A 21,084-nucleotide genomic window follows, 5' to 3' on the forward strand; every position below is an offset into this window, starting at 1 on the left:
ATAAACCAAATGGCTACAATATTGCAACACAGCAACATCGACCCAGAGGTGCCCTGTGCCAGGCAATCCCTTTCTTCTCACCCCAGAGGTTAACGCCAATCCCCTGCTGAGCGATTCATGGTCTCGCTGCCAGCGCTACGGCCTGGATCCCGCCACCGAGGATTTTCCCCGCCTCGACGCCGGCGAGCTGGCGGACCGGCTCGCCAGCCACCGCAGCCTGCAGCAGCTGGCGCAGCCGGTGGTGGAAGCCCTGTCGCGCCAGGTGGCGGACCTGCAGTCGGTGGTGATCCTCTCCGACCCCGGCGGTCTGGTGCTCCATACCGTCGGCGATACCCAGGCGATGCAGAAGGCTCAACGCGTCGCGCTGGCGCCGGGCAATCTGTGGAGCGAAAGCGGACGCGGGACCAACGCCATCGGCACCGCGCTGGCGATTGACGACGGCTGCGAAATCGATGGGCGTCAGCACTTTCTCACCCGCAACCAGAATTTGTACTGCGCGGCGATGCCGCTCCAGCGGCCGGACGGAAGCATCGCCGGCGTGCTGGATATCTCCGGCCCGGCGGATTTTCCCCACCAGCACACCTTTGGCTGGGTGAAAGCGGCGGCAAAGCAGATTGAGTATCTGTGGGTGAAGCAGAGCCTGCATCCTGAGCAGTGGCTGATGAGCCTCCACCGGCAGGTGGACAAACTCGACAGCGTGGAGGAACTGCTGTTGGTCTTTTCCGACAACGTCCTTACCGCCGGCAACCGGCTGGCGATGCGCGAGTTCGGCCTGAGCGCGGCGCAGTTTGGCCAGCTCACCTTTGCGTCGCTTTTTCCGACGCTGACGCAAACGGCGGTCAGCGTTCCCCTGCCCCTGACCACCCCGCAGGGCCGCTATCACTATCGCCTGCGCGAGCCCACCCGCCGCCGGGTGGCGGTGAGCGCCCCGCCGGCCATGCAGCTCCCCTTCACCAGCCCGCGGGAAGGCGAAAAGCTGCTCCGGCTGCTTAACGCCGGCATCGCGCTCTGTATTGAGGGGGAAACCGGCAGCGGCAAAGAGTATGTCAGCCGCACGCTGCACCAGCACAGCCGCTGGCGCAGCGGTAAATTCGTGGCCATTAACTGCGCCGCCATCCCGGAATCGCTGATCGAGTCCGAGCTTTTCGGCTACCAGCCAGGGGCGTTTACCGGCGCCAGCAAAAACGGCTATATCGGCAAAATCCGCGAGGCCGAGGGCGGGGTGCTGTTTCTTGATGAGATCGGCGATATGCCGCTGGCGCTGCAGACCCGCCTTCTGCGAGTACTGCAGGAGAAAGAGGTCGCCCCGCTCGGCGCCAGCCGCAGCGTGCCGGTGAACTTCGCCCTGATCTGCGCCACACACCGCAACCTGACCCAGCGGGTCAGCGCCGGCGAATTTCGCGAAGATCTGCTGTGGCGCCTGCGGGAGTACGCCCTGGCGCTGCCTCCGCTACGCGAGTGGCCGGCGCTGGAAACCTTTATCGCCACCCTGTGGCGCGACCTGGGCGGCGCTTCGCGCCGGGTGACGCTGTCCACCGCGCTGCTGACCCACCTCAGCCAGCTGCCGTGGCCGGGAAACGTGCGCCAGTTGCAGAGCGTCCTGAAGGTGATGCTGGCTCTGGCCGATGAGGGCGACACATTAACGCCCGATGCGCTGCCGGACGCATACCGCGCTGCGCCTGCGCCGCTGCCGCGCGGAGGGTTACAGGCCCATGACGAGCAGTTGATCGTCGATACCCTCGCCAGAGTCAACGGCAACGTCAGCCGGGCGGCGCAGATGCTGGGCATCGCCCGCAGCACGCTATACCGCCGCGCCGCCCGTGCCGGACGGCCACGCCGCTGAGGCGATGGCCTAAAGCGCGCCGGCCGCGGACGCTATGCCAGACCCAGCCCCGCCCGCAGGGCATCGATCGTCACCCGCGTTTTTTGCGGCAGCCACGGCCCTTCCGGCCACACCGCGTGGATGGCGAAACGCACACGGTCGCTGGGCGCCAGAACCTGCTGCAGCGTCCCGTCGGCGAGCGCCTGCGCCACCAGCCAGTCCGGCAGCCAGGCGATGCCCATTCCCTGCTGCGCCGCCGCGGCGATGGCGGCAAAGTCATCCTGCACCAGCCACGCCTCGGGGGTGAAGCGCACTTCGCCCTGCCGCGGGTCGTAAAGTTGCCATTTTTGCAGCTGACCGTTATGCAGATAGCCGAGGGTGCGGTGCTCGCTCAGCCCGGCGATGGTCTGCGGCGCCGGCTGGTGGCGCAGGTACTCCGCCGCCGCGCACAGCACCATACCATGCTCCCCCAGCGCCCGCGCCCGTAGCGACCCGGTATCGGCCAGGCTCCCGATACGCACCGCGAGATCAAACCCCTCTTCCAGCAGATTGACCTGCCGGTCGCTGTAGTGGAGCTCGAGCTTCAGCAATGGATAGCGCTGGCTCAGACGGAACAGCAGCGGCGCCACGCAGCGCTGGCCAAACAGCACCGGCAGCGAAATCCGCAGCCGTCCCTGCACCTCGCCTTTGCCGCGCTGCAGCACTTCTTCGGCCTCGCGAATGCGTCCCAGCGCCTCCCGACACTGGTGATAAAATTGCTCTCCCTCTTCCGTCAGCAGTTGCCTGCGGGTGGTGCGCTGGAATAACGCCACGCCGAGACGCGCTTCCAGCCGGGCAATGGTTTTTCCCACCGCCGATCGCGTCACGTGGAGGATCGTCGCCGCGCTGGCAAAGTTACCGCTCTCGACCACAGTGACAAATACCGGGATCGCGTTCAGATCGTCGCGCACAGATTGGTTCCTTACGGGATACAATAGAGGAAAATAATGTCACTCCAGAGAGAAAAAAGACAGTGTTAGTCTCTGCTTCTATCCTTCACTTGAGGCACTCATCATGGCTAACGTTCTGGTATTAAAGTCCAGCATTAATGGCGAAACTTCCCTGACCAATCAGCTGATTAACGAATTTCTCGCGGCGCGCCGGGCGGCGGGCCGCCACGATCGGATCCGCGAACACGATCTCAGCGCTATGGCGCTGCCGACGCTGGATGGCGCGCTGTTTGCCGCCCTGCGCGGGGCGGCGGATCCGCGGCCGGCCATCCGCGCGGCGGTAGCGCTCTCCGACCAGTTTATCGCCGAGTTAAAAGCCAGCGACCTGCTGGTGATCGGCGCCCCGATGTATAACCTCAACGTCCCGACCGATCTGAAGAAATGGTTCGACCTCGTGGCGCGGGCGCGGGAAACCTTTCGCTACACCGACCGCTGGCCGCAGGGGCTGGTCGAGGGCGTCCGGGCGGTGGTCGTCAGCAGCCGCGGCGGTGTTCACCAGGGAGAAACCACCGACGCCGTCACCCCCTATCTGCGCGCGGTGCTGGGGCTGATGGGGATCCATGAGGTGGAATTTATCTATGCCGAAGGGCTGGATAACCGCCCGCACGGTCGCGATGCCGGGATCGCCAGCGCCTGGGCGCAGATAGCCGATCTCGCCGTTCCGGCCTGAGTCGCGGGGAAAAAGGGGCTGGCGCTGGCGGCTTTTTTATTTTAGAGTTATCTAAATTTAGAAAAAGCTAAAATACATGACCACACCCGAAGACCTGCAGGCCCGCGCCGGCGAAGCCGCCGCGCTGATGAAAGCGATGAGTAATCCTCACCGCTTGCTGATCCTGTGCATGCTATGCGACGCGCCGCGGGCCAGCGCCGGTGAACTGGCCCGCGCTACCGGCCTGAGCCCTTCCGCCACCTCGCAGCACCTCGCGCGGATGCGTGACGAGGGGCTGATCGACAGCGAACGCGACGCTCAGCGCATCCACTATTTCATCACCCATCCTGCGGTACAGCAGGTGATCAACACGCTGAAAACGCTCTATTGCCCGTGAGGATCCTATGACCATCGCCACCTTAACCCCTGCCGAAGCCCGGGTGCAGATTGCCCAGGGCGCCAGACTGATAGATATCCGCGATGCGGATGAATACGCGCGCGAACATATTCCCGATGCCGAGCTGGTGCCGCTCGCCACCCTGAACGGCGGCGCGACCCTAAACGCCCGGGCCGGCGAGCGCGTGATCTTCCACTGCCAGGCCGGCTCCCGGACGCAGAACAACGCCATTCGTCTGGCCGCCGCCGCCGCGCCGGCGCAGGTCAGCCTGCTGGCGGGGGGGATTCAGGCATGGAAAGCCGCGGGGCTCCCGGTTGAGGAAGATAAATCGCAACCGCTGCCGCTGATGCGCCAGGTGCAAATCGCCGCTGGCGCTCTGATTTTACTGGGGGTGCTGCTGGGCTATACCGTGAACGGCGGCTTTTTCCTGCTCAGCGGCGCGGTCGGCGCCGGGCTCACTTTCGCCGGGATAACCGGCTTTTGCGGCATGGCGCGCCTGCTGGCGATCATGCCGTGGAACCGGCGCCAGGGGAGTTAAAACGCACTCCAGATAAGCCAGGCAATGCCGCCGAAAAGCAGCCATTTGACGACGTAATAGACCGTCTTATTCCATTTTTTCAGCCGCTTGCCGACAATGCGGATCTGGTAGATATAGCGAAACGCCCGGTTAATTCCGCCAGTGCGATCGCTGGCGTCGTTGGGCGCCGAGGCGGCGCTCATCAGATAGCGCCCCAGCCAGTGGTTGACCTTCTGCGCCCAGCGGTAGCGCATCGGCCGTTCAATATCACAGAACAGAATCAGCCGATTCTCACCGCTGGTATTTTCCGCATAGTGGATATAGGTCTCGTCAAACAGCACCCCTTCCCCGTCGCGCCAGCTGTAGCGCTGACCATCCACCTCGATAAAGCAGCGGTCATCGTTCGGCGTCGCCAGGCCAAGATGAAAGCGCAGGGAACCGGCGTAGGGGTCGCGATGGCGCGGCAGACGGCTGCCGTCCGGCAGGGTGGCGAACATGGCCGCTTTCACCGACGGAATATCCCGCAGCAGCGCGGTAGTTTGTGGGCAAAGCTGGCTGGCGGAGGGATGGGCATCCTCATACCATTTCAGATAAAAGCGTTTCCAGCCGGTTTTAAAAAATGAGTTAAATCCGGCATCGTTATATTTATCGGCCGCTTTAATCTGCTCCAGCTGCTGGAGGCGGATGCCTTCTTCGCGAATAACCAGCCAGTTTTGTTGCAATATCGCCAGCTCGGGAAACATCTCCGGGCGCAGATAAGGCGTATTCGGCACGCGGGAAAATAAATACATAAATCCATTCAACGGCGCGGTAAATGTGGAATGGTCGGAGAGCTGTCGCCAGAAACGATAGCGCACCCGTCCGCGGTAATGGACATACAGCACAGCAATAACAATGATCAACAGAATGATATACTTCATGGTGTCTTTCCTGACCTGATTGATGGTAACCCTACCCTCGCCGTCCCCCTTGTCAGCAGCGGTATGGCGCCAGCAAAACATTAACAACATTAATACATATACCTCCAAATTGTTTTAACAAAAAAGAGCACACCCGGTGTTCAGTGCGCGGGCGTTGAGCTATGGTTTAGGTTCATCCGTGGTATTAACAGTGAGGAGTGAATGATGTTTTCTGTCGGCGATCTGGTACAACCGCGTGCGGGCGGGCCAAAACTGAAAGTGGTCGAAGTGCAGGGCGAGGATCTGGTGGTGGTTCAGGCCGCGCAGGAGCAGGGAGAACGCTATACGCTGAAGTCAGACGAGGTGACGTCCTATCAGGAAGAGGGGGACTTCGGCGTCTGCTGAAGCCCCTCGCTGCAGGTCATAAGGCCAGGCCGGGCGGTGGGTCTCCCCGCCGTCGCGGCGCTGGCCGCATCGGTTTTAAATTAAAAAGCTGTCCAGCGATTTCCCCTCGGCGACCGCCTGGGCAATCGGCTTCGGCATTCTTCCCTGGCCGGTCCAGGTTTTCTCGGCGCCGGTATGATCGGTATAACGATATTTCGCCGGGCGCGGTTTGCGCTTTTTACCGCCCGCCATCGGCGGCTGAATATCGGCCACCAGCTCGTCAGGAGAAATACCGTCGGCGCGCATCAGCTCAAGCCAGGTATTCACTTTTTCCTGATATTCCGCCTGCTGCTGCGCCGCCAGCTGCTGTTGCGTACGTATTTCTTCAGTGACGATCCTGAGCTTTTCCAGCATCTCTTCAAGCACGTCAATGGAGAATTCACGGGACAGCGCGCGCAGTGAACGGATATTATTCAGTTTGTGTAACATTGAAGACATAAAATTAAAAATTTCCAAATAGCAAATTAAAAGACACAACGCGGCAAGTGTAATAGAAACGTTTATTTATTTCCAGCCTTCGGTTATCCAGATAAATATATTATGCAGAGAGTAAACCTTTTTCCAACTACCTTATATCGGGAAATCCCCGCTTCTTTTTCGCCAGCGCAGGTCAATAAGACCCTGAATAAATAAAAACGCCGGATGGTGAGATAGGGAAATATATCAAGAAGGCGATATTACCTTTATGGTCAGCGGGTTATCCTCTTATCGTCGGTGAATGCGCAGGCCCTCTCCGCCCGGCCAAATGAATAGTTACTCAGTCATTCAGAATAAAACGCCACATGTCGTTTTAGAATTTTTCACCACAAAAACCGGCATAATGGCATAAAAACATCTAAACATGACCCTCATCACAGGCTAACGCGATTTTGCGCCACAGCGGGCGGTCAGATACCGACCCCCTGGTCAGATATCATGGCGCAAAATAACACAACTATTTGAAAGTAAAAGAATTTAATAAAACCAGCAATAAAAGTAGCGTAACGGGCAAAAAACCGACCTTCGCAGAGTATTTTATCGACAAAAAGGCAATAAATAAAAATTTATAGCTAGTTGCCACTTTTAATGCAGAGATATACTCTACGCACATCAAAACAGGCAGCCCAAAAACGCTATACCAACGCGCATTTTTCGGCGTTATTGACTTCATTTTCGAGGAGCACTCCGATGTTCTCTGCGCACTCCCGCTTGCGGCATGCGGTTGCAGACACCTTTGCGATGGTGGTTTACTGCACCGTCGTCAACATGATGATCGAAATTTTTCTCTCTGGTATGACGTTTGAGCAGTCGTTATCGTCGCGCCTGGTGGCGATCCCGGTCAACATTATTATCGCTGTCCCTTACGGGATTTATCGCGACTTCGCGATGCGTCAGGCCCGGCGCATCACTCCGGCCGGCTGGATGAAAAATATGGCCGACGTGCTGGCCTACGTGACCTTTCAGTCGCCGGTTTATGTCGCCATTCTGTGGAGCGTGGGTGCGGACTGGCACCAGATTGTCGCTGCGGTGAGCTCGAACCTGGCGGTTTCAATGATGATGGGCGCCGCTTACGGCTACTTCCTCGACTATTGCCGCCGCCTGTTCCGCGTGGCGCCCTACCAGCAGGCAAAAGCCTGACCGACACGTTAACAGCGACTGGCTCTGCCAGTCGCTTCCTCCCGCCAGCCAGCTTCTCCCGGGTCTTTATCCAGCGAATTAATTCGTCGACATGGCCGGCTGGGCTTCGCCAAACAGTCCATTAAGAAAACGCTCAAGCGCCATGCGTGAGCTAAAGCCGTGCGGAATACCATAATGCTGCTGCGCATCCCCGGCTAAATACAGCGGAAACTGTTCATAATGGTCGCAGGTTTTGATATCTGAAGCCGGTTCAGCCAGCATATTGCTGCGCTCTTTTAACGCTGGATGAATAACTAACGCTGTTCGCCCCATGCGCGCTTCGCGGTTCACATAAACATAATTATCGCCGCGGCGATAGCCGTACGCTTTTTGCGTCACAACATCCATGGTGAAGCCGGCTTTTTCAAGAACACGCGCCACCTCATCGGGTCTTAAATACATACTGATTCCTCGTTATCTTTTACCGCACATTGACCTTACCTTATTCATTAAGGGCAGTGCTTTCGGAATATTCCAGAAACCACAGCAGTAAGCATAATTCAAAATCTTGTCCTACACTTACTCACTCGATGGAATTAAGGGAGATAACGATGGCTAACCATGTGAACCGCAACAATTTTGACGAGAACGCCGAAGATATTCATAACGATGTCAGCCAATTAGCGGACACGCTGGAAGAGGTGCTGAAATCGTGGGGCAGTGACGCGAAAGAGGAAGCGGAAGCGGCGCGTGCCAAAGCGCAGTCGCTGTTAAAAGAGACCCGCGCCCGCCTTAATGGCCACAACCGGGTGCAGCAGGCGGCGCTGGATGCGCGCCAGGCAGCGTGCGATGCGCTGGGCTGCGCCGACACCTACGTGCGCAATAAACCGTGGCACAGCGTGGGCGCCGCCGCCGCCGTCGGGGTATTTATTGGCGTATTGCTCAATTTACGTCGATAATAGCTATAGCGTTTGCTGCCGCCGCGCGATAAGCGCGCGGAAGCCCGCCTGCTTCACGGAAAGCAATGAAGATAACAAATACGCGTCAGCCCCTGCGCGCCTCTGGCCGCAGGGGTTTTTTATGCGCCAGCGGGCGTGACGCCGCCGATCGCCTCCCTCAGCCGCCGGGCCAGCGCGCCAGCCATTGCCGGCGAGCGAATATTGGTAAAACTCATCAGTAATCCCCCCTCGCCGGTATGGCGCATCCGCCAGTCGCTCAACGCCTGTACCGCCAGCCCGGCCGCCACCGCCCGTTGGGCCAGCAGGCGATCGTCGCCGCTGACGGGCATGACCAGCTGAATCCCCCCTTGCTGCGGCGTGACCTGAAAGCCCTGCGCCTGCAGAGCCGACTCCAACCACTCCCTGCGCTGGCTGTAGCTGGCGCGCATTTTTTTCAGATGACGCCAGAAATGGCCCTGCTGGATAAAATCCGCCAGCGTCTGCTGCCACAGGGTGGGAACGGTGCAGGGCTGGCGCTCCACGGTCTGGTGAAAACGCGCCGCCAGCGCGGTCGGCACCACCAGCCAGGCGGTGCGCAGCGCCGGAAACATCGACTTACTGAAGGTGCCCGCGTAGATGACCCGCTGTGGCGCATCAAGGCTTTTCAGCGGCGGCAGCGGTTTGCCGCGATAGCGAAACTCGCTATCGTAATCATCCTCAATGATCCAGGCGTCACGCTCCGCGGCCCATGCCAACAGCTGGCGACGCCGGGGCAGCGAGAGCGCCACTCCCAGCGGACTCTGATGCGCCGGGGTGAGCAGGGCAAACCGCGCCTGCGGGTGATGGCGCTGGCCCCAGGCGATATCCATCCCTTCGTCGTCCACCGGGATCGCATCCACCACCAGCTGCCCGGCCTCGACCACCGGGCGGATAAAGGGATATCCCGGATCCTCCATCCACATATGCTGCCCCGGCTGCGCCAGGGTACGCAGGATCAGGTTCATGGCGGTGGCATAGTTGCCGGCGATCAGGACCTGCTCCGGCTGGCAGTCGATACTGCGCGACAGGCGCAGATAGTCGACGATCGCCTGACGCAGAAGCGGGTCGCCGCCGGGATCGCCGGGCGCCAGATCGAACCGCGACTGCGTCCGCAGCCGGCGCCCCATCACCCGCGCCCACAGCCCGCGCGGAAAGAGATCCAGCGCCGGGAGCCCCATCTGAAACGGCAACGGCTCCGCCGGCGCGGCAGGTTGCGCTGGCGGCACTGGCGCCAGCTGGCGCGGACTGAGCCGCTCGCTGACAAAGGTTCCCGCCTGCCCGCGTCGCTCGAGCCAGCCCTGGGCGACCAGTTCGCCCCAGGCGTTTTCGATGGTCGCCCGGGAGACGCCCTGCTCCTGGGCAAACACCCGGCTGGCGGGCAGACGGCTGCCCGGAGCCAGTTCGCCACGTTCAATGGCGGATTTCAGCTGGCGGGCGATGCGTTGATAGAGAGGGAGGTGGCTGGCTTCCATTATGGTCTGCTTTTTTCATCACAATATGGCTATCTTTTGCAGTCCATTATAGTGCTATTTTGGCTGCCGTCTTAGAGAGGAGAACACCATGAGCCAATTACGTCAGCCATTCAGTGAACTGAGCCCGGAAGTCTATAAAGGGCTGGTGCAGGCCAGCCTCGCGCTGGAGAAAAGCGAGCTGGGCAGCGCCCTGGTGGAGCTGGTCTATTTACGCGTGTCGCAGATCAACGGCTGCGCCTTCTGCCTTGAGAAGCACAGCCAGGCGCTGCGCAAAGGCGGCATGGCGCAGAGCAAGCTGGATGCCCTGGCCGGCTGGCGGGTGAGCGACCATTTTACCCCTGGCGAACGCGCGGCGCTTGCCTGGGCCGAGTCGGTCACCGACATCGCCGCCAGCCATGCGGAAGATGAGGTTTACCTGCCGCTGCGCGAACATTTTACCCCACGTCAGATAAGCGATCTCACCTTCGCCATCAGCCTGATGAACGCCTTTAACCGCCTCGCCGTCGCCATGCGTCTGTAGTTTCGCGCAGCCTTCCCCCTCCTCCGCCTGGCCACCCCGGCGGGGGAATTCTTTGCTAAAAACGCTATATATTGAGTGGTTGAAGTTTTAAATAACTACATCTAGTATTTCCTTATCGAATGGCCCACAACGTTCGACGCTACGTTTAGCGCCGTGTTGTTATCTTAAATGGAAATACGAATCATGCGCATTACTATTTACACTCGAAATGACTGCGTGCAGTGCCATGCCACCCGGCGAGCCATGGAGAGCCGGGGACTGGCCTTTGAAATGGTCAACGTCGACCAGCAGCCGGATGCCGCCGACACCCTGCGCGAGCAGGGGTTTCGCCAGCTGCCGGTGGTGATCGCCGGCGACCTGCGCTGGAGCGGCTTCCGCCCGGATATGATCAATCGCCTGCGCCCCTCCGTCGCGGCGGCCAGCGCATGAGCCTCATCGTCTACTTCTCCAGCCGTTCGGAGAATACCCATCGCTTTGTGCAGCGCCTGGGGCTGCCGGCGGTGCGCATCCCGCTGAACGAGCGTGAACCTCTGCAGGTAGACGAGCCCTATATTCTCATCGTTCCCAGCTATGGCGGCGGCGGTACCGCCGGCGCCGTGCCGCGTCAGGCGATCCGCTTTTTAAACGACGTACATAACCGTCGGCTGATCCGCGGGGTGATTGCCGCCGGCAATCGCAACTTTGGCGACGCCTGGGGGCGTGCCGGGGATGTCATCGCGCAGAAGTGCGCCGTGCCCTATCTCTACCGCTTCGAGCTGATGGGAACCCCCGACGATATCGATAACGTGCGTAAAGGAGTCAGCGAATTTTGGCAACGACAACCGCAGAACGTATAACCGCCGCCGTGGATTTTCACGCCCTCAATGCGATGCTGAATTTGTACGACAGCGAGGGCCGCATCCCGTTTGAAAAAGATCGCCAGGCGGTTGAGGCTTTTATGGCGACCCAGGTTCAGCCCAACACCCTCGCCTTTGCCAGCCAGGAGGATAAACTCAGCTGGCTCGTCCGCGAGGGCTATTACGATCCCCAGCTGCTGGCCGGCTATGACCGCGGGTTTGTGCTGGCGCTGTTCGCCCATGCCCGGCGCGCCGCGTTTCGCTTCCAGACCTTCCTCGGCGCCTGGAAGTTCTATACCAGCTACGCGCTGAAGAGCTTTGACGGCAAGCACTACCTCGAGGATTTCGCGGAACGCAGCGTAATGGTGGCCCTGACGCTGGCCCGGGGCGATGAACAGCAGGCGCGGCAGCTGACGGAGGAGATACTCAGCGGCCGCTTCCAGCCGGCCACGCCCACCTTCCTTAACGCCGGCAAACAGCAGCGCGGGGAGCTGATCTCCTGCTTCCTGCTGCGCATTGAAGATAATATGGAGTCCATCGGCCGGGCGGTGAACTCGGCGCTGCAGCTGTCGAAGCGCGGCGGCGGCGTGGCCTTTTTACTCTCCAACCTGCGCGAGGCCGGGGCGCCGATCAAGCGCATCGAAAATCAGTCCTCCGGCGTGGTGCCGGTGATGAAGATGCTGGAGGACGCCTTCTCCTATGCCAACCAGCTCGGCGCCCGCCAGGGGGCGGGGGCGGTCTGGCTGCACGCTCACCATCCCGATATTTTGCGCTTCCTTGATACCCGGCGTGAAAATGCCGATGAGAAAATCCGCATCAAAACCCTGTCGCTGGGGGTGGTGATCCCTGACATCACCTTCCAGCTGGCGAAAGAAGACGCGCAGATGGCGCTCTTCTCGCCGTATGATGTCGAACGGCTGTACGGCAAACCCTTCGCCGACTGCGCCATCGGCGACCTCTATCCACAGCTGGTAGCCGACGATCGGGTTCGCAAACGCTGGATCCGCGCCCGCGACCTGTTCCAGCGCCTGGCGGAGATCCAGTTTGAATCCGGCTACCCGTACATCATGTTTGAAGACACGGTGAACCGCGCCAGTCCGGTGGCCGGGCGGGTCACCATGAGCAATCTGTGTTCCGAGATCCTGCAGGTCAGTACGCCGTCCGCCTATAATGAAGACCTTAGCTATGCCCATATCGGGGAAGATATCTCCTGCAACCTCGGCTCGCTGAACATCGCCCACACCATGGACTCGCCGGATTTCGGCCTCACTATCGCCACCGCGGTGCGCGCCCTGACCGCCGTGTCCGACATGAGCCACATTCAGTCGGTCCCCTCCGTGGCGGCCGGCAACGCCGCCTCCCACGCCATCGGTCTGGGGCAGATGAATCTTCACGGCTACCTGGCGCGGGAAGGCATTGCCTACGGCAGCCCGGAGGGGCTGGACTTCACCAATATCTACTTCTACACCGTGACCTGGCACGCGCTGCACACCTCGATGCTGTTGGCCCGCGAGCGCGGCCAGCGCTTCGCCGGCTTCGGGCAGTCGCGCTACGCCAGCGGGGAATACTTCGACAAATATCTGCAGGAGTCGTGGCAGCCGAAAACCGAACGGGTCCGCGCGCTGTTCGCCCGCGCCGGCATCTCCCTGCCCGACCGGGAAAGCTGGCGCCAGCTGCGCGACGACGTCATGCGCTATGGCATTTACAACCGCTATCTGCAGGCGGTGCCGCCCACCGGCTCGATCTCGTACATCAATCATGCCACCTCCAGCATTCACCCGATCGTCTCGAAGATAGAGATCCGCAAAGAGGGGAAAACCGGACGGGTGTACTACCCCGCGCCGTTTATGAATAACGATAATCTGGCCCTCTACCAGGATGCGTACGAGATAGGCCCTCGGAAGATCATCGACACCTACGCCGAGGCGACGCGCCACGTCGATCAGGGGCTGTCGCTGACCCTGTTCTTCCCGGATACCGCCACCACCCGCGATATCAACAAGGCGCAAATCTACGCATGGAAGAAAGGCATTAAGACGCTGTACTACATCCGACTGCGCCAGCTGGCGCTGGAAGGCACTGAAATTGAAGGCTGCGTGTCCTGCGCGCTGTAAGGAGAACAGGATGACCCATTTAACGCGCGTCAGCGCGATCAACTGGAACCGCATCGATGATGATAAAGATCTGGAGGTGTGGAATCGTCTCACCAGCAACTTCTGGCTGCCGGAGAAAGTGCCGCTGTCGAACGATATTCCCGCCTGGCAAACCCTCAGCGCGGCGGAGCAACAGTTGACCATTCGCGTTTTTACCGGGCTGACCCTGCTCGACACCATTCAGAACACCATCGGCGCGCCGGCGCTGATGGCGGACGCTCTGACCCCGCATGAGGAGGCGGTGTTGTCGAACATCAGCTTTATGGAAGCGGTTCATGCCCGCTCTTACAGCTCCATCTTTTCCACGCTGTGCCACAGCAAAGAGGTGGATGCCGCCTTCGCCTGGAGCGAAAGCTGCGAACCCCTGCAGCGCAAAGCGCAGCTGATGCTGAGCTACTATCAGGCCGACGAGCCGCTGAAGAAAAAAATCGCCAGCGTGTTTCTCGAATCCTTTCTCTTCTATTCCGGCTTCTGGCTGCCGATGCACTTCTCCAGTCGGGGAAAACTGACCAATACCGCGGATCTTATCCGCCTGATCATTCGCGATGAAGCGGTGCATGGCTATTACATCGGCTACAAGTATCAGAAAGGACTGGAGATCGTCAGCCCCGGTAAGCGCGAAGAATTGAAAAACTTCGCCCTCGATCTGCTGATGGATCTGTACGACAACGAGCTGGCCTACAGCCGGGAACTGTACGGCGAGAGCGGCTGGTTCGACGACGTCAGCGCCTTCCTGTGCTACAACGCCAACAAAGCGCTGATGAACCTCGGCTACGAGGCGCTGTTCCCGGCGGAGATGGCGGCGGTTAACCCGGCGATCCTCGCGGCGCTGTCACCCAACGCCGATGAAAACCACGACTTTTTCTCCGGCTCCGGCTCCTCCTACGTGATAGGAAAAATGGAAGAGACCGCCGACGACGACTGGGACTTTTAACCGTACTTTCACCAGGAATATCGCCCGCATATTCCTGGTGATCAATTTCACAGAATCGCGATTAATCCACCAAATATTCTCTCCATGGTCTAACCGTCATCACTTGGTCATATTTAGCAGAAAACCGGCCCATTTCAGTCTAATTACCCAAAGATAATCAAAAAATATTACCCACAACAAATTACCGCTCAGCCCTTATATCACGGGGGCTGTGCCGCCATGTCCCTCCCTCCATTTTGCCGAGAGTTCGCCATTGAGGGTTGTCACAGAATCTGAGTATGTTAGGGTGTAAAAAGATCATTATCACCATTGGGTACCATATCGCAATAAACAAATAACAGGAACTTCTCTATTGCATGGCAATTAAATTAGAAATTAAAAATCTTTATAAGATATTTGGCGAGCACCCTCATCGTGCTTTCAAATATATTGAGAAAGGACTCAACAAAGCGCAAATACTGGAAAAAACGGGGCTGTCGCTTGGCGTCAAAGACGCCAGTCTGGCCATTGAAGAAGGCGAGATATTCGTCATCATGGGGCTCTCCGGCTCGGGGAAATCCACCATGGTTCGCCTTCTCAATCGCCTGATTGAACCCACCCGCGGCCAGGTGCTGATTGACGGGGTCGATATCGCCAAAATGTCGGACGCCGAGCTGCGCGAGGTGCGTCGTAAAAAAATTGCGATGGTTTTTCAGTCCTTTGCGCTGATGCCGCACATGAGCGTGCTCGACAATACGGCGTTTGGCATGGCGCTTGCCGGCGTCCCGACCGCTGAGCGAGAGCAAAAAGCGCGGGAAGCGCTGCGTCAGGTGGGGCTGGAGAATTATGCCCACGCCTGGCCGGATGAACTCTCCGGCGGGATGCGTCAGCGCGTCGGTTTAGCCCGCGCCCTGGCGATTAATCCCGATATTCTGTTAATGGATGAAGCCTTCTCCGCGCTCGATCCGCTCATTCGCACCGAAATGCAGGATGAGCTGATCAAATTACAGGCTAAGCATCAGCGTACCATTGTCTTTATTTCCCATGACCTTGATGAAGCCATGCGAATTGGCGATCGTATCGCCATTATGCAAAATGGCGAAGTGGTTCAGGTCGGCACTCCGGATGAAATATTGAATAATCCGGCCAATGATTATGTCCGCACCTTCTTCCGCGGCGTCGATATTAGCCAGGTCTTCAGCGCGAAAGATATTGCCCGTCGTAGCCCGGTCGGCCTGATTCGTAAAACGCCAGGTTTTGGCCCCCGCTCTGCGCTGAAATTATTACAGGATGAAGACCGGGAATATGGTTATGTCATTGAGCGCGGTAATCGCTTTGTCGGGATTGTCTCGATCGATTCTCTGAAAACCGCGCTCAGCGCCGGCCAGGGGATCGAGGCGGCGCTGATTGACGCCCCGCTGGCGGTGGAGGCGCAAACGCCGCTCAGCGATCTGCTCTCCCACGTCGGCCACGCCCCGTGCGCCGTCCCGGTGGTGGATGAAGAACAACAATATATTGGCATCATTTCCAAACGAATGTTGCTCCAGGCTTTAGATCGCGAGGGGGTGAATCATGGCTGATCAAACCAATCCGTGGGACAGCGCCCCGGCAACCGACAGCGCCGCTCAGGCTGCAGACGCCTGGGGTGGCGCCTCAACTGCCGCGCCGACTAATGGCGGCGGCGCCGACTGGCTGCACAGCGCCCCGGCGCCGCAGCCGGAACAGTTCAATATCATGGATCCGTTCCATAAGACCCTGATCCCGCTCGACAGCTGGGTGACCCACGCCATCGACTGGATCGTGCTGCACTTCCGCCCGCTGTTCCAGGGGATCCGCGTGCCGATCGACTACATCCTCAGCGCCTTCCAGCAGCTGCTATTGGGGATGCCGGCGCCGGTGGCGATTATCGTCTTCGCGCTGATCGCCTGGCAGATCTCCAGCCTCGGCATGGGGGTCGCCACCCTGGTCTCGCTGATTGCCATCGGCGCCATCGGCGCGTGGTCGCAGGCGATGGTCACCCTGGCGCTGGTCCTCACCGCCCTGCTGTTCTGCATGATCATCGGCCTGCCGCTGGGGATCTGGCTGGCGCGCAGCCCACGAGCGGCGAAAATTATCCGCCCGCTGCTGGATGCCATGCAGACCACGCCGGCCTTCGTCTACCTGGTGCCGATCGTGATGCTGTTCGGCATCGGCAACGTGCCCGGCGTGGTGGTGACGATTATCTTCGCCCTGCCGCCGATCGTCCGTCTGACCATCCTCGGGATAAACCAGGTGCCTGCGGATCTGATCGAAGCGTCGCGCTCGTTTGGCGCCAGCCCGCGCCAGCTGTTGTTTAAAGTTCAGCTGCCGCTGGCGATGCCCACCATTATGGCCGGGGTTAACCAAACGCTGATGCTGGCCCTGTCGATGGTGGTGATCGCCTCGATGATCGCCGTCGGCGGTCTTGGCCAGATGGTGCTGCGCGGCATTGGCCGCCTGGATATGGGCCTGGCCACCGTCGGCGGCGTGGGGATCGTGATCCTGGCGATTATTCTTGACCGCCTCACCCAGGCCGTCGGCCGCGACGCCCGCAGTCGCGGCAACCGCCGCTGGTACACCACCGGCCCGCTGGGGCTTCTCACTCGCCCTTTCTGTCGATAGATCGATAACAGCGCCGCTCCCCGGCACCAGCCGATGCCGGGGGGCCGCCCTTCCCGTTAAACAATAAGAGGAACCACCATGCGACATAGCACGATGATGGCCACCGCCGCCTTTGCCACCCTGATCGCCACCAGCGCCTTCGCCGCCGACCTGCCGGGGAAAGGAATTACCGTCAAGCCGGCGCAGAGCACTATCTCCGAAGAGAGCTTCCAGACCCTGCTGGTCAGCCGCGCGCTGGAGAAGCTTGGCTACACCGTCGAAAAACCGAGCGAAGTGGACTATAACGTCGCCTATACCTCGATTGCCGCCGGGGATACTACCTTTATCGCCACCAACTGGCAGCCGCTGCACGATGACATGTACGCCGCGGCGGGCGGTGATAACAAATTTTACCGCAAGGGGGTGTACGTCTCAGGCGCCGCCCAGGGCTATCTGATCGATAAAAAAACCGCCGAGCAGTACCACATCACCTCTATCGATCAGCTCAAAGATCCGCAGATCGCCAAACTGTTTGATACTAACAACGACGGTAAAGCGGACCTCACCGGCTGCACCCCGGGCTGGGGCTGCGAAGCGGTGATTAACCACCAGATTGACGCCTATGGCCTGAGCAAAACCGTCACCCATAACCAGGGCAACTACGCGGCGATGATGGCCGACACCATCGCCCGCTATAAAGAGGGTAAACCGGTGCTCTACTACACCTGGACGCCGTACTGGGTTAGCGACGTGCTGAAGCCTGGCAAAGACGTCGTCTGGCTGCAGGTGCCGTTCTCCTCCCTGCCGGGCGAGCAGAAAAACATCGATACCAAACTGGCCAACGGCGCCAACTATGGCTTCCCGGTCAACACCATGCACATTGTCGCCAACAAAGCCTGGGCGGAGAAAAATCCGGCCGCCGCCACTCTGTTTAGCGTCATGAAGCTGCCGATCGCCGACATCAACGCCGAGAATGCGATGATGCACGAAGGCCATGCTTCCGAAGCCGACATTAACGGTCATGTTGATGGTTGGATCAAAGCCCACCAGCCGCTGTTCGACAGCTGGGTGAAAGCCGCGCTCGCCGCGCAGCAGTAACCCGCCCCCGGATAAGGCCCGGCGCCTTATCCGGGCCCCTTCCCCGCCTTTCATCCCGTCAGGGTCATGGAAAAGCGGATTGCGGGCATTTTCATAGTGTTAAGGCGCGTCGCGCTCTGTTAAGGTGGGGACATCGGTCAATTTGCCACCTTCACATGGATCCAGCGATAAGTTATTCATATGGAAAACCCCGCGCCCTTAACCTGTGCCTTATCTGAACGTGTCGCTACCGTCGGCGAAGGCATTAAAGACAGTCTCCCCATCGTCATCAGCTACCTTCCGGTGGCATTCGCCTTCGGACTGAACGCCACCCGGCTGGGGTTCACCCCACTGGAAAGCCTGTTTTTCTCCTGCATTATTTACGCCGGCGCCAGCCAGTTTGTGATCACCGCCATGCTGGCCGCCGGCAGTTCGCTGTGGGTCGCCGCCCTGACGGTGATGGCGATGGACGTCCGCCACGTGCTGTATGGCCCCTCGCTGCGCAGCCGCATTCATACCGCGCTGGACAAAAAGAAGACCGCCCTCTGGGCCTTCGGCCTGACCGATGAGGTTTTCGCCGCCGCCACCGCCAGGCTGGTACGCGACAACCGACGCTGGAGCGAAAACTGGATGCTCGGTCTCGCGTTTACCTCGTGGGCATCGTGGGTGTGCGGCACGCTGGCCGGCGCCTGGTCCGGCAACGGCCTGCTGGTGGATTATCCGGCGGTGGAAGCCGCGCTCGGCTTTATGCTGCCGGCGCTGTTTATGAGCTTCCTGCTGGCCTCTTTCCAGCGCCAGCAATCGCTGTGCGTCACGGCGGCGCTGGCGGGCGCGCTGGGCGGCATTCTGTTATTTTCCATTCCGGCGGCGATCCTCGCCGGAATTGTCTGCGGGTGTCTGACGGCGCTGGTCCAGGCCATGCTGAAGGGGATGCCGGATGAACAGTGAGGTCCTTCTGCTCGGAGTGATTGTCGGCGGCGTGAACTATCTGTTTCGTTATCTTCCCCTGCGTCTGCGCGCGGGTCATGCCCGGCCTGCCCGTCGTGGCCCGGTCAGCGTGCTGCTGGATACCATCGGCATCGCCTCGATTTGCGCGCTGCTGGTGGTCTCCAGCGTGCCGGAGATCCTCGCCGATGCCCATCGCCTGGCGCCGACGCTGATCGGCTTCCTGGTGCTGGGGGGCGCCTTCTGGAAAACCCGCAGCATTATTATCCCGACCCTGCTGTCGGCGTTGGCCTACGGTCTGGCCTGGAAAATCGCCAGCGGGCTCTAAGCTTTGCGTATCAATTTTGGTCAATAATTCATTTGATTTATTTGTCACAATAGTTATTATATCGGCTGTAATTAATGAGGTCATACCCAAATGGATAGTTCGTTTACTCCCATTGAGCAAATGCTCAAGTTCCGCGCCAGCCGCCATGAAGATTTCCCGTTCCAGGAGATTCTGTTAACTCGTCTTTGCATGCATATGCAAGGTAAGCTGCTGGAAAATCGCAATAAAATGCTCAAAGCGCAGGGAATTAACGAGACATTATTTATGGCGCTGATTACGCTGGAGTCGCAGGAAAACCACAGCATTCAGCCGTCCGAGCTGAGCTGTGCGCTGGGCTCGTCGCGTACCAACGCCACCCGTATCGCTGATGAACTGGAAAAACGCGGCTGGATTGAACGCCGCGAGAGCGATAACGATCGTCGCTGTCTGCATCTGCAGCTGACCGAAAAGGGCCATCAGTTTTTGCGTGAAGTCCTGCCGCCGCAGCATAACTGCCTGCACCAGCTGTGGTCTTCACTCAGCACCAGCGAAAAAGATCAGCTCGAACACATTACCCGCAAACTCCTGAGCCGCCTTGACCAGATGGAAGAAGAAGGCGTGCTGGCGGACTCTCTACGCTAAGGGCGGCGTCGCTCAGCCCATTTTTACGTTGCAAGGAAAACAGCCAGGCCAGCAGATCTCTGCTGGCCTTTCTGATAAACAGGTCGGCTCAGCCGATGTGAAATAATAAGATCGTGGAGAATAACATGAGCGCAAATGCGGAGAGCCAAACCCCGCAGCAACCAGGCAGCAAAAAAGGGAAGCGTAAAGGCGCCCTTCTGTTGCTGACATTGCTCTTCATTATTATTGCCGTGGCATATGGGATTTACTGGTTTCTGGTACTGCGTCACTACGAAGAGACCGACGATGCCTACGTGGCAGGGAACCAGGTGCAAATTATGGCCCAGGTCTCGGGCAGCGTGACCAAAGTCTGGGCAGACAACACGGACTACGTGCAGAAAGGCGATCCGCTGGTCACCCTCGATCAGACCGATGCCCAACAGGCGTTTGAGAAAGCCAAAACGCAGCTGGCCGCCAGCGTGCGTCAAACCCGTCAGCAGATGATCAACAGCAAGCAGCTGCAGGCGAATATTGACGTCAAAAAGACCGCCCTCGCCCAGGCGCAGGCTGACCTGAACCGCCGCATCCCGCTGGGCGCCGCGAACCTCATCGGCCGCGAAGAGCTGCAGCACGCCCGCGACACCGTCGCCAGCGCGCAGGCCGAGCTTGACGTGGCTATCCAGCAGTACAATGCCAACCAGGCGATCGTGCTGGGTACCAAACTGGAACAGCAGCCGGCGGTGCTGCAGGCGGCGACCGAAGTGCGTAACGCCTGGCTGGCCCTGCAGCGTACGCAGATCGTCAGCCCGATTAGCGGCTACGTTTCCCGCCGCTCGGTACAGCCTGGGGCGCAGATCGGCACCACCACGCCGCTGATGGCGGTGGTTCCGGCGACCAACCTGTGGATCGACGCTAACTTTAAAGAGACCCAGCTGGCGCATATGCGCATCGGCCAGCCGGCCACCGTAATCAGCGACATCTATGGCGATGACGTGAAATACACCGGCAAGGTGGTTGGTCTGGATATGGGAACCGGAAGCGCCTTCTCCCTGCTGCCGGCGCAGAACGCCACCGGCAACTGGATCAAAGTGGTACAGCGCTTGCCGGTCCGCATCGAGCTGGATGAAAAACAGCTGGCGGAACACCCGCTGCGCATCGGCCTCTCGACGCTGGTGGAAGTAAACACCACCGATCGCGATGGCGAAATGCTGGCAAGCCAGGTGCGGAGCTCCCCGGTCTACGAGAGCAATGCCCGTGAAATCGCTCTCGATCCGGTCAATAAACTGATAGACGAGATCATTCAGGCCAACGCCGGATAATTCGGGGTGAGT

At 59.6% G+C, this 21,084-nt stretch carries 23 protein-coding genes and 1 pseudogene; 19 read left to right on the plus strand and 5 right to left on the minus strand.

Annotation, left to right across the window (positions count from 1 at the left end):
- The first annotated feature begins 55 nt into the window (after positions 1 to 55).
- Positions 56 to 1,843 carry a sigma-54-dependent Fis family transcriptional regulator gene (locus ACOI6Z_RS05555; protein ID WP_065812310.1) on the plus strand — a complete coding sequence of 596 codons (1,788 nt, stop codon included), beginning with the start codon at positions 56 to 58 and terminating at the stop codon, positions 1,841 to 1,843.
- A 32-nt stretch (positions 1,844 to 1,875) separates the two neighbouring features.
- Here the strand turns inward: ACOI6Z_RS05555 and ACOI6Z_RS05560 are convergent, their stop codons facing one another.
- Positions 1,876 to 2,772, minus strand: coding sequence for a LysR substrate-binding domain-containing protein (locus tag ACOI6Z_RS05560; RefSeq protein WP_065812311.1), 897 nt, complete (start codon positions 2,770 to 2,772; stop codon positions 1,876 to 1,878).
- Between the two features lie 103 nt (positions 2,773 to 2,875).
- Between ACOI6Z_RS05560 and ACOI6Z_RS05565 the strand changes: the two genes are divergently transcribed.
- From ACOI6Z_RS05565 to ACOI6Z_RS05575, 3 genes and pseudogenes are all read left to right on the plus strand, one after another.
- Positions 2,876 to 3,481 carry an FMN-dependent NADH-azoreductase gene (locus ACOI6Z_RS05565; protein WP_420687054.1) on the plus strand — a complete coding sequence of 202 codons (606 nt, stop codon included), beginning with the start codon at positions 2,876 to 2,878 and terminating at the stop codon, positions 3,479 to 3,481.
- A gap of 76 nt (positions 3,482 to 3,557) precedes the next feature.
- Positions 3,558 to 3,857, plus strand: a complete 300-nt coding sequence (locus tag ACOI6Z_RS05570) for an ArsR/SmtB family transcription factor (RefSeq protein ID WP_002914277.1) — start codon at positions 3,558 to 3,560, stop codon at positions 3,855 to 3,857.
- 7 nt (positions 3,858 to 3,864) lie between these two features.
- Positions 3,865 to 4,411 (plus strand): annotated as a pseudogene (locus ACOI6Z_RS05575) (rhodanese family protein).
- Here the strand turns inward: ACOI6Z_RS05575 and lpxO are convergent.
- Complete coding sequence (gene lpxO, locus ACOI6Z_RS05580) at positions 4,392 to 5,294, minus strand: lipid A hydroxylase LpxO (protein WP_065812313.1); 903 nt, start codon at positions 5,292 to 5,294, stop codon at positions 4,392 to 4,394. The pseudogene ACOI6Z_RS05575 and the gene lpxO sit on opposite strands and share 20 nt — an antisense overlap.
- Before the next feature lie 204 nt (positions 5,295 to 5,498).
- Here lpxO and ACOI6Z_RS05585 point away from each other — a divergent pair, with 204 nt between their 5' ends.
- Positions 5,499 to 5,678 carry a hypothetical protein gene (locus ACOI6Z_RS05585; protein ID WP_023290745.1) on the plus strand — a complete coding sequence of 60 codons (180 nt, stop codon included), beginning with the start codon at positions 5,499 to 5,501 and terminating at the stop codon, positions 5,676 to 5,678.
- A 75-nt stretch (positions 5,679 to 5,753) separates the two neighbouring features.
- Here the strand turns inward: ACOI6Z_RS05585 and stpA are convergent, their stop codons facing one another.
- Complete coding sequence (stpA, locus tag ACOI6Z_RS05590) at positions 5,754 to 6,155, minus strand: DNA-binding protein StpA (protein ID WP_023290746.1); 402 nt, start codon at positions 6,153 to 6,155, stop codon at positions 5,754 to 5,756.
- A gap of 729 nt (positions 6,156 to 6,884) precedes the next feature.
- Between stpA and alaE the strand changes: the two genes are divergently transcribed.
- Entirely contained in the window at positions 6,885 to 7,334 is a 450-nt protein-coding gene (gene alaE, locus ACOI6Z_RS05595) for an L-alanine exporter AlaE (RefSeq protein ID WP_004205719.1), read from the plus strand.
- Between the two features lie 78 nt (positions 7,335 to 7,412).
- On the opposite strand, the gene ACOI6Z_RS05600 is transcribed toward alaE, so the two are convergent.
- Positions 7,413 to 7,775, minus strand: a complete 363-nt coding sequence (locus ACOI6Z_RS05600) for a DUF2002 family protein (RefSeq protein ID WP_002914291.1) — start codon at positions 7,773 to 7,775, stop codon at positions 7,413 to 7,415.
- A 149-nt stretch (positions 7,776 to 7,924) separates the two neighbouring features.
- On the opposite strand from ACOI6Z_RS05600, the gene ACOI6Z_RS05605 reads away from it, so the two are divergent.
- Positions 7,925 to 8,272, plus strand: a complete 348-nt coding sequence (locus tag ACOI6Z_RS05605; protein ID WP_032432206.1) for a DUF883 family protein — start codon at positions 7,925 to 7,927, stop codon at positions 8,270 to 8,272.
- Positions 8,273 to 8,391: 119 nt separating this feature from the next.
- Here ACOI6Z_RS05605 and ACOI6Z_RS05610 read toward each other — a convergent pair whose 3' ends face one another.
- Positions 8,392 to 9,762 (minus strand): PLP-dependent aminotransferase family protein, encoded by a 1,371-nt coding sequence (locus tag ACOI6Z_RS05610; protein WP_044524460.1) that lies wholly within the window; start codon positions 9,760 to 9,762, stop codon positions 8,392 to 8,394.
- A gap of 88 nt (positions 9,763 to 9,850) precedes the next feature.
- Between ACOI6Z_RS05610 and ACOI6Z_RS05615 the strand changes: the two genes are divergently transcribed.
- The 12 genes from ACOI6Z_RS05615 to emrA all read left to right on the plus strand — a co-directional run bounded on the left by ACOI6Z_RS05615 (position 9,851) and on the right by emrA (position 21,072).
- Complete coding sequence (locus ACOI6Z_RS05615; protein WP_023290749.1) at positions 9,851 to 10,282, plus strand: carboxymuconolactone decarboxylase family protein; 432 nt, start codon at positions 9,851 to 9,853, stop codon at positions 10,280 to 10,282.
- Between the two features lie 183 nt (positions 10,283 to 10,465).
- Positions 10,466 to 10,711 carry a glutaredoxin-like protein NrdH gene (nrdH, locus tag ACOI6Z_RS05620; RefSeq protein WP_048298086.1) on the plus strand — a complete coding sequence of 82 codons (246 nt, stop codon included), beginning with the start codon at positions 10,466 to 10,468 and terminating at the stop codon, positions 10,709 to 10,711.
- Positions 10,708 to 11,118, plus strand: a complete 411-nt coding sequence (gene nrdI, locus ACOI6Z_RS05625) for a class Ib ribonucleoside-diphosphate reductase assembly flavoprotein NrdI (protein ID WP_023290751.1) — start codon at positions 10,708 to 10,710, stop codon at positions 11,116 to 11,118. The genes nrdH and nrdI overlap by 4 nt, the downstream gene beginning before the upstream one ends.
- Positions 11,091 to 13,232, plus strand: a complete 2,142-nt coding sequence (gene nrdE, locus ACOI6Z_RS05630; RefSeq protein ID WP_048298087.1) for a class 1b ribonucleoside-diphosphate reductase subunit alpha — start codon at positions 11,091 to 11,093, stop codon at positions 13,230 to 13,232. The genes nrdI and nrdE overlap by 28 nt, the downstream gene beginning before the upstream one ends.
- Before the next feature lie 10 nt (positions 13,233 to 13,242).
- A complete protein-coding gene (gene nrdF, locus ACOI6Z_RS05635; protein WP_048298088.1) occupies positions 13,243 to 14,205 on the plus strand; it encodes a class 1b ribonucleoside-diphosphate reductase subunit beta in 963 nt (320 codons plus the stop codon).
- A gap of 356 nt (positions 14,206 to 14,561) precedes the next feature.
- On the plus strand, positions 14,562 to 15,764 hold the full coding sequence (gene proV, locus ACOI6Z_RS05640; protein ID WP_050533596.1) for a glycine betaine/L-proline ABC transporter ATP-binding protein ProV: 1,203 nt from the start codon (positions 14,562 to 14,564) through the stop codon (positions 15,762 to 15,764).
- Entirely contained in the window at positions 15,757 to 16,824 is a 1,068-nt protein-coding gene (gene proW, locus ACOI6Z_RS05645; RefSeq protein ID WP_023290754.1) for a glycine betaine/L-proline ABC transporter permease ProW, read from the plus strand. Before proV ends, proW begins: the two co-directional genes overlap by 8 nt.
- A 78-nt stretch (positions 16,825 to 16,902) precedes the next feature.
- Positions 16,903 to 17,901: a glycine betaine/L-proline ABC transporter substrate-binding protein ProX gene (gene proX, locus ACOI6Z_RS05650; RefSeq protein WP_023290755.1), complete on the plus strand. Its 999-nt coding sequence runs from the start codon at positions 16,903 to 16,905 to the stop codon at positions 17,899 to 17,901.
- Positions 17,902 to 18,081: 180 nt separating this feature from the next.
- Positions 18,082 to 18,828, plus strand: a complete 747-nt coding sequence (locus tag ACOI6Z_RS05655; RefSeq protein ID WP_023290756.1) for an AzlC family ABC transporter permease — start codon at positions 18,082 to 18,084, stop codon at positions 18,826 to 18,828.
- Complete coding sequence (gene ygaH / locus ACOI6Z_RS05660; RefSeq protein WP_004205699.1) at positions 18,818 to 19,153, plus strand: L-valine transporter subunit YgaH; 336 nt, start codon at positions 18,818 to 18,820, stop codon at positions 19,151 to 19,153. The genes ACOI6Z_RS05655 and ygaH overlap by 11 nt, the downstream gene beginning before the upstream one ends.
- A 90-nt stretch (positions 19,154 to 19,243) precedes the next feature.
- Positions 19,244 to 19,774 (plus strand): transcriptional repressor MprA, encoded by a 531-nt coding sequence (gene mprA, locus ACOI6Z_RS05665; RefSeq protein ID WP_002914337.1) that lies wholly within the window; start codon positions 19,244 to 19,246, stop codon positions 19,772 to 19,774.
- Between the two features lie 125 nt (positions 19,775 to 19,899).
- On the plus strand, positions 19,900 to 21,072 hold the full coding sequence (emrA, locus tag ACOI6Z_RS05670; protein ID WP_004205697.1) for a multidrug efflux MFS transporter periplasmic adaptor subunit EmrA: 1,173 nt from the start codon (positions 19,900 to 19,902) through the stop codon (positions 21,070 to 21,072).
- The last annotated feature ends 12 nt before the right edge of the window (positions 21,073 to 21,084 follow it).

The organism is Klebsiella sp. C239 (assembly GCF_048822715.1).
GTDB classification, from domain to species: domain Bacteria; phylum Pseudomonadota; class Gammaproteobacteria; order Enterobacterales; family Enterobacteriaceae; genus Klebsiella; species Klebsiella quasipneumoniae.

Coding starts and splice junctions, on each gene's coding strand:
- ACOI6Z_RS05565 (WP_420687054.1), top strand. CDS start 2,876: ATGGCTAACGTTCTGGTATTAAAGTCCAGCATTAATGGCGAAACTTCC.
- ACOI6Z_RS05570 (WP_002914277.1), top strand. CDS start 3,558: ATGACCACACCCGAAGACCTGCAGGCCCGCGCCGGCGAAGCCGCCGCG.
- lpxO (WP_065812313.1), bottom strand. CDS start 5,294: ATGAAGTATATCATTCTGTTGATCATTGTTATTGCTGTGCTGTATGTC.
- ACOI6Z_RS05585 (WP_023290745.1), top strand. CDS start 5,499: ATGTTTTCTGTCGGCGATCTGGTACAACCGCGTGCGGGCGGGCCAAAA.
- stpA (WP_023290746.1), bottom strand. CDS start 6,155: ATGTCTTCAATGTTACACAAACTGAATAATATCCGTTCACTGCGCGCG.
- alaE (WP_004205719.1), top strand. CDS start 6,885: ATGTTCTCTGCGCACTCCCGCTTGCGGCATGCGGTTGCAGACACCTTT.
- ACOI6Z_RS05600 (WP_002914291.1), bottom strand. CDS start 7,775: ATGTATTTAAGACCCGATGAGGTGGCGCGTGTTCTTGAAAAAGCCGGC.
- ACOI6Z_RS05605 (WP_032432206.1), top strand. CDS start 7,925: ATGGCTAACCATGTGAACCGCAACAATTTTGACGAGAACGCCGAAGAT.
- ACOI6Z_RS05610 (WP_044524460.1), bottom strand. CDS start 9,762: ATGGAAGCCAGCCACCTCCCTCTCTATCAACGCATCGCCCGCCAGCTG.
- ACOI6Z_RS05615 (WP_023290749.1), top strand. CDS start 9,851: ATGAGCCAATTACGTCAGCCATTCAGTGAACTGAGCCCGGAAGTCTAT.
- nrdH (WP_048298086.1), top strand. CDS start 10,466: ATGCGCATTACTATTTACACTCGAAATGACTGCGTGCAGTGCCATGCC.
- nrdI (WP_023290751.1), top strand. CDS start 10,708: ATGAGCCTCATCGTCTACTTCTCCAGCCGTTCGGAGAATACCCATCGC.
- nrdF (WP_048298088.1), top strand. CDS start 13,243: ATGACCCATTTAACGCGCGTCAGCGCGATCAACTGGAACCGCATCGAT.
- proV (WP_050533596.1), top strand. CDS start 14,562: ATGGCAATTAAATTAGAAATTAAAAATCTTTATAAGATATTTGGCGAG.
- proW (WP_023290754.1), top strand. CDS start 15,757: ATGGCTGATCAAACCAATCCGTGGGACAGCGCCCCGGCAACCGACAGC.
- proX (WP_023290755.1), top strand. CDS start 16,903: ATGCGACATAGCACGATGATGGCCACCGCCGCCTTTGCCACCCTGATC.
- ACOI6Z_RS05655 (WP_023290756.1), top strand. CDS start 18,082: ATGGAAAACCCCGCGCCCTTAACCTGTGCCTTATCTGAACGTGTCGCT.
- ygaH (WP_004205699.1), top strand. CDS start 18,818: ATGAACAGTGAGGTCCTTCTGCTCGGAGTGATTGTCGGCGGCGTGAAC.
- mprA (WP_002914337.1), top strand. CDS start 19,244: ATGGATAGTTCGTTTACTCCCATTGAGCAAATGCTCAAGTTCCGCGCC.
- emrA (WP_004205697.1), top strand. CDS start 19,900: ATGAGCGCAAATGCGGAGAGCCAAACCCCGCAGCAACCAGGCAGCAAA.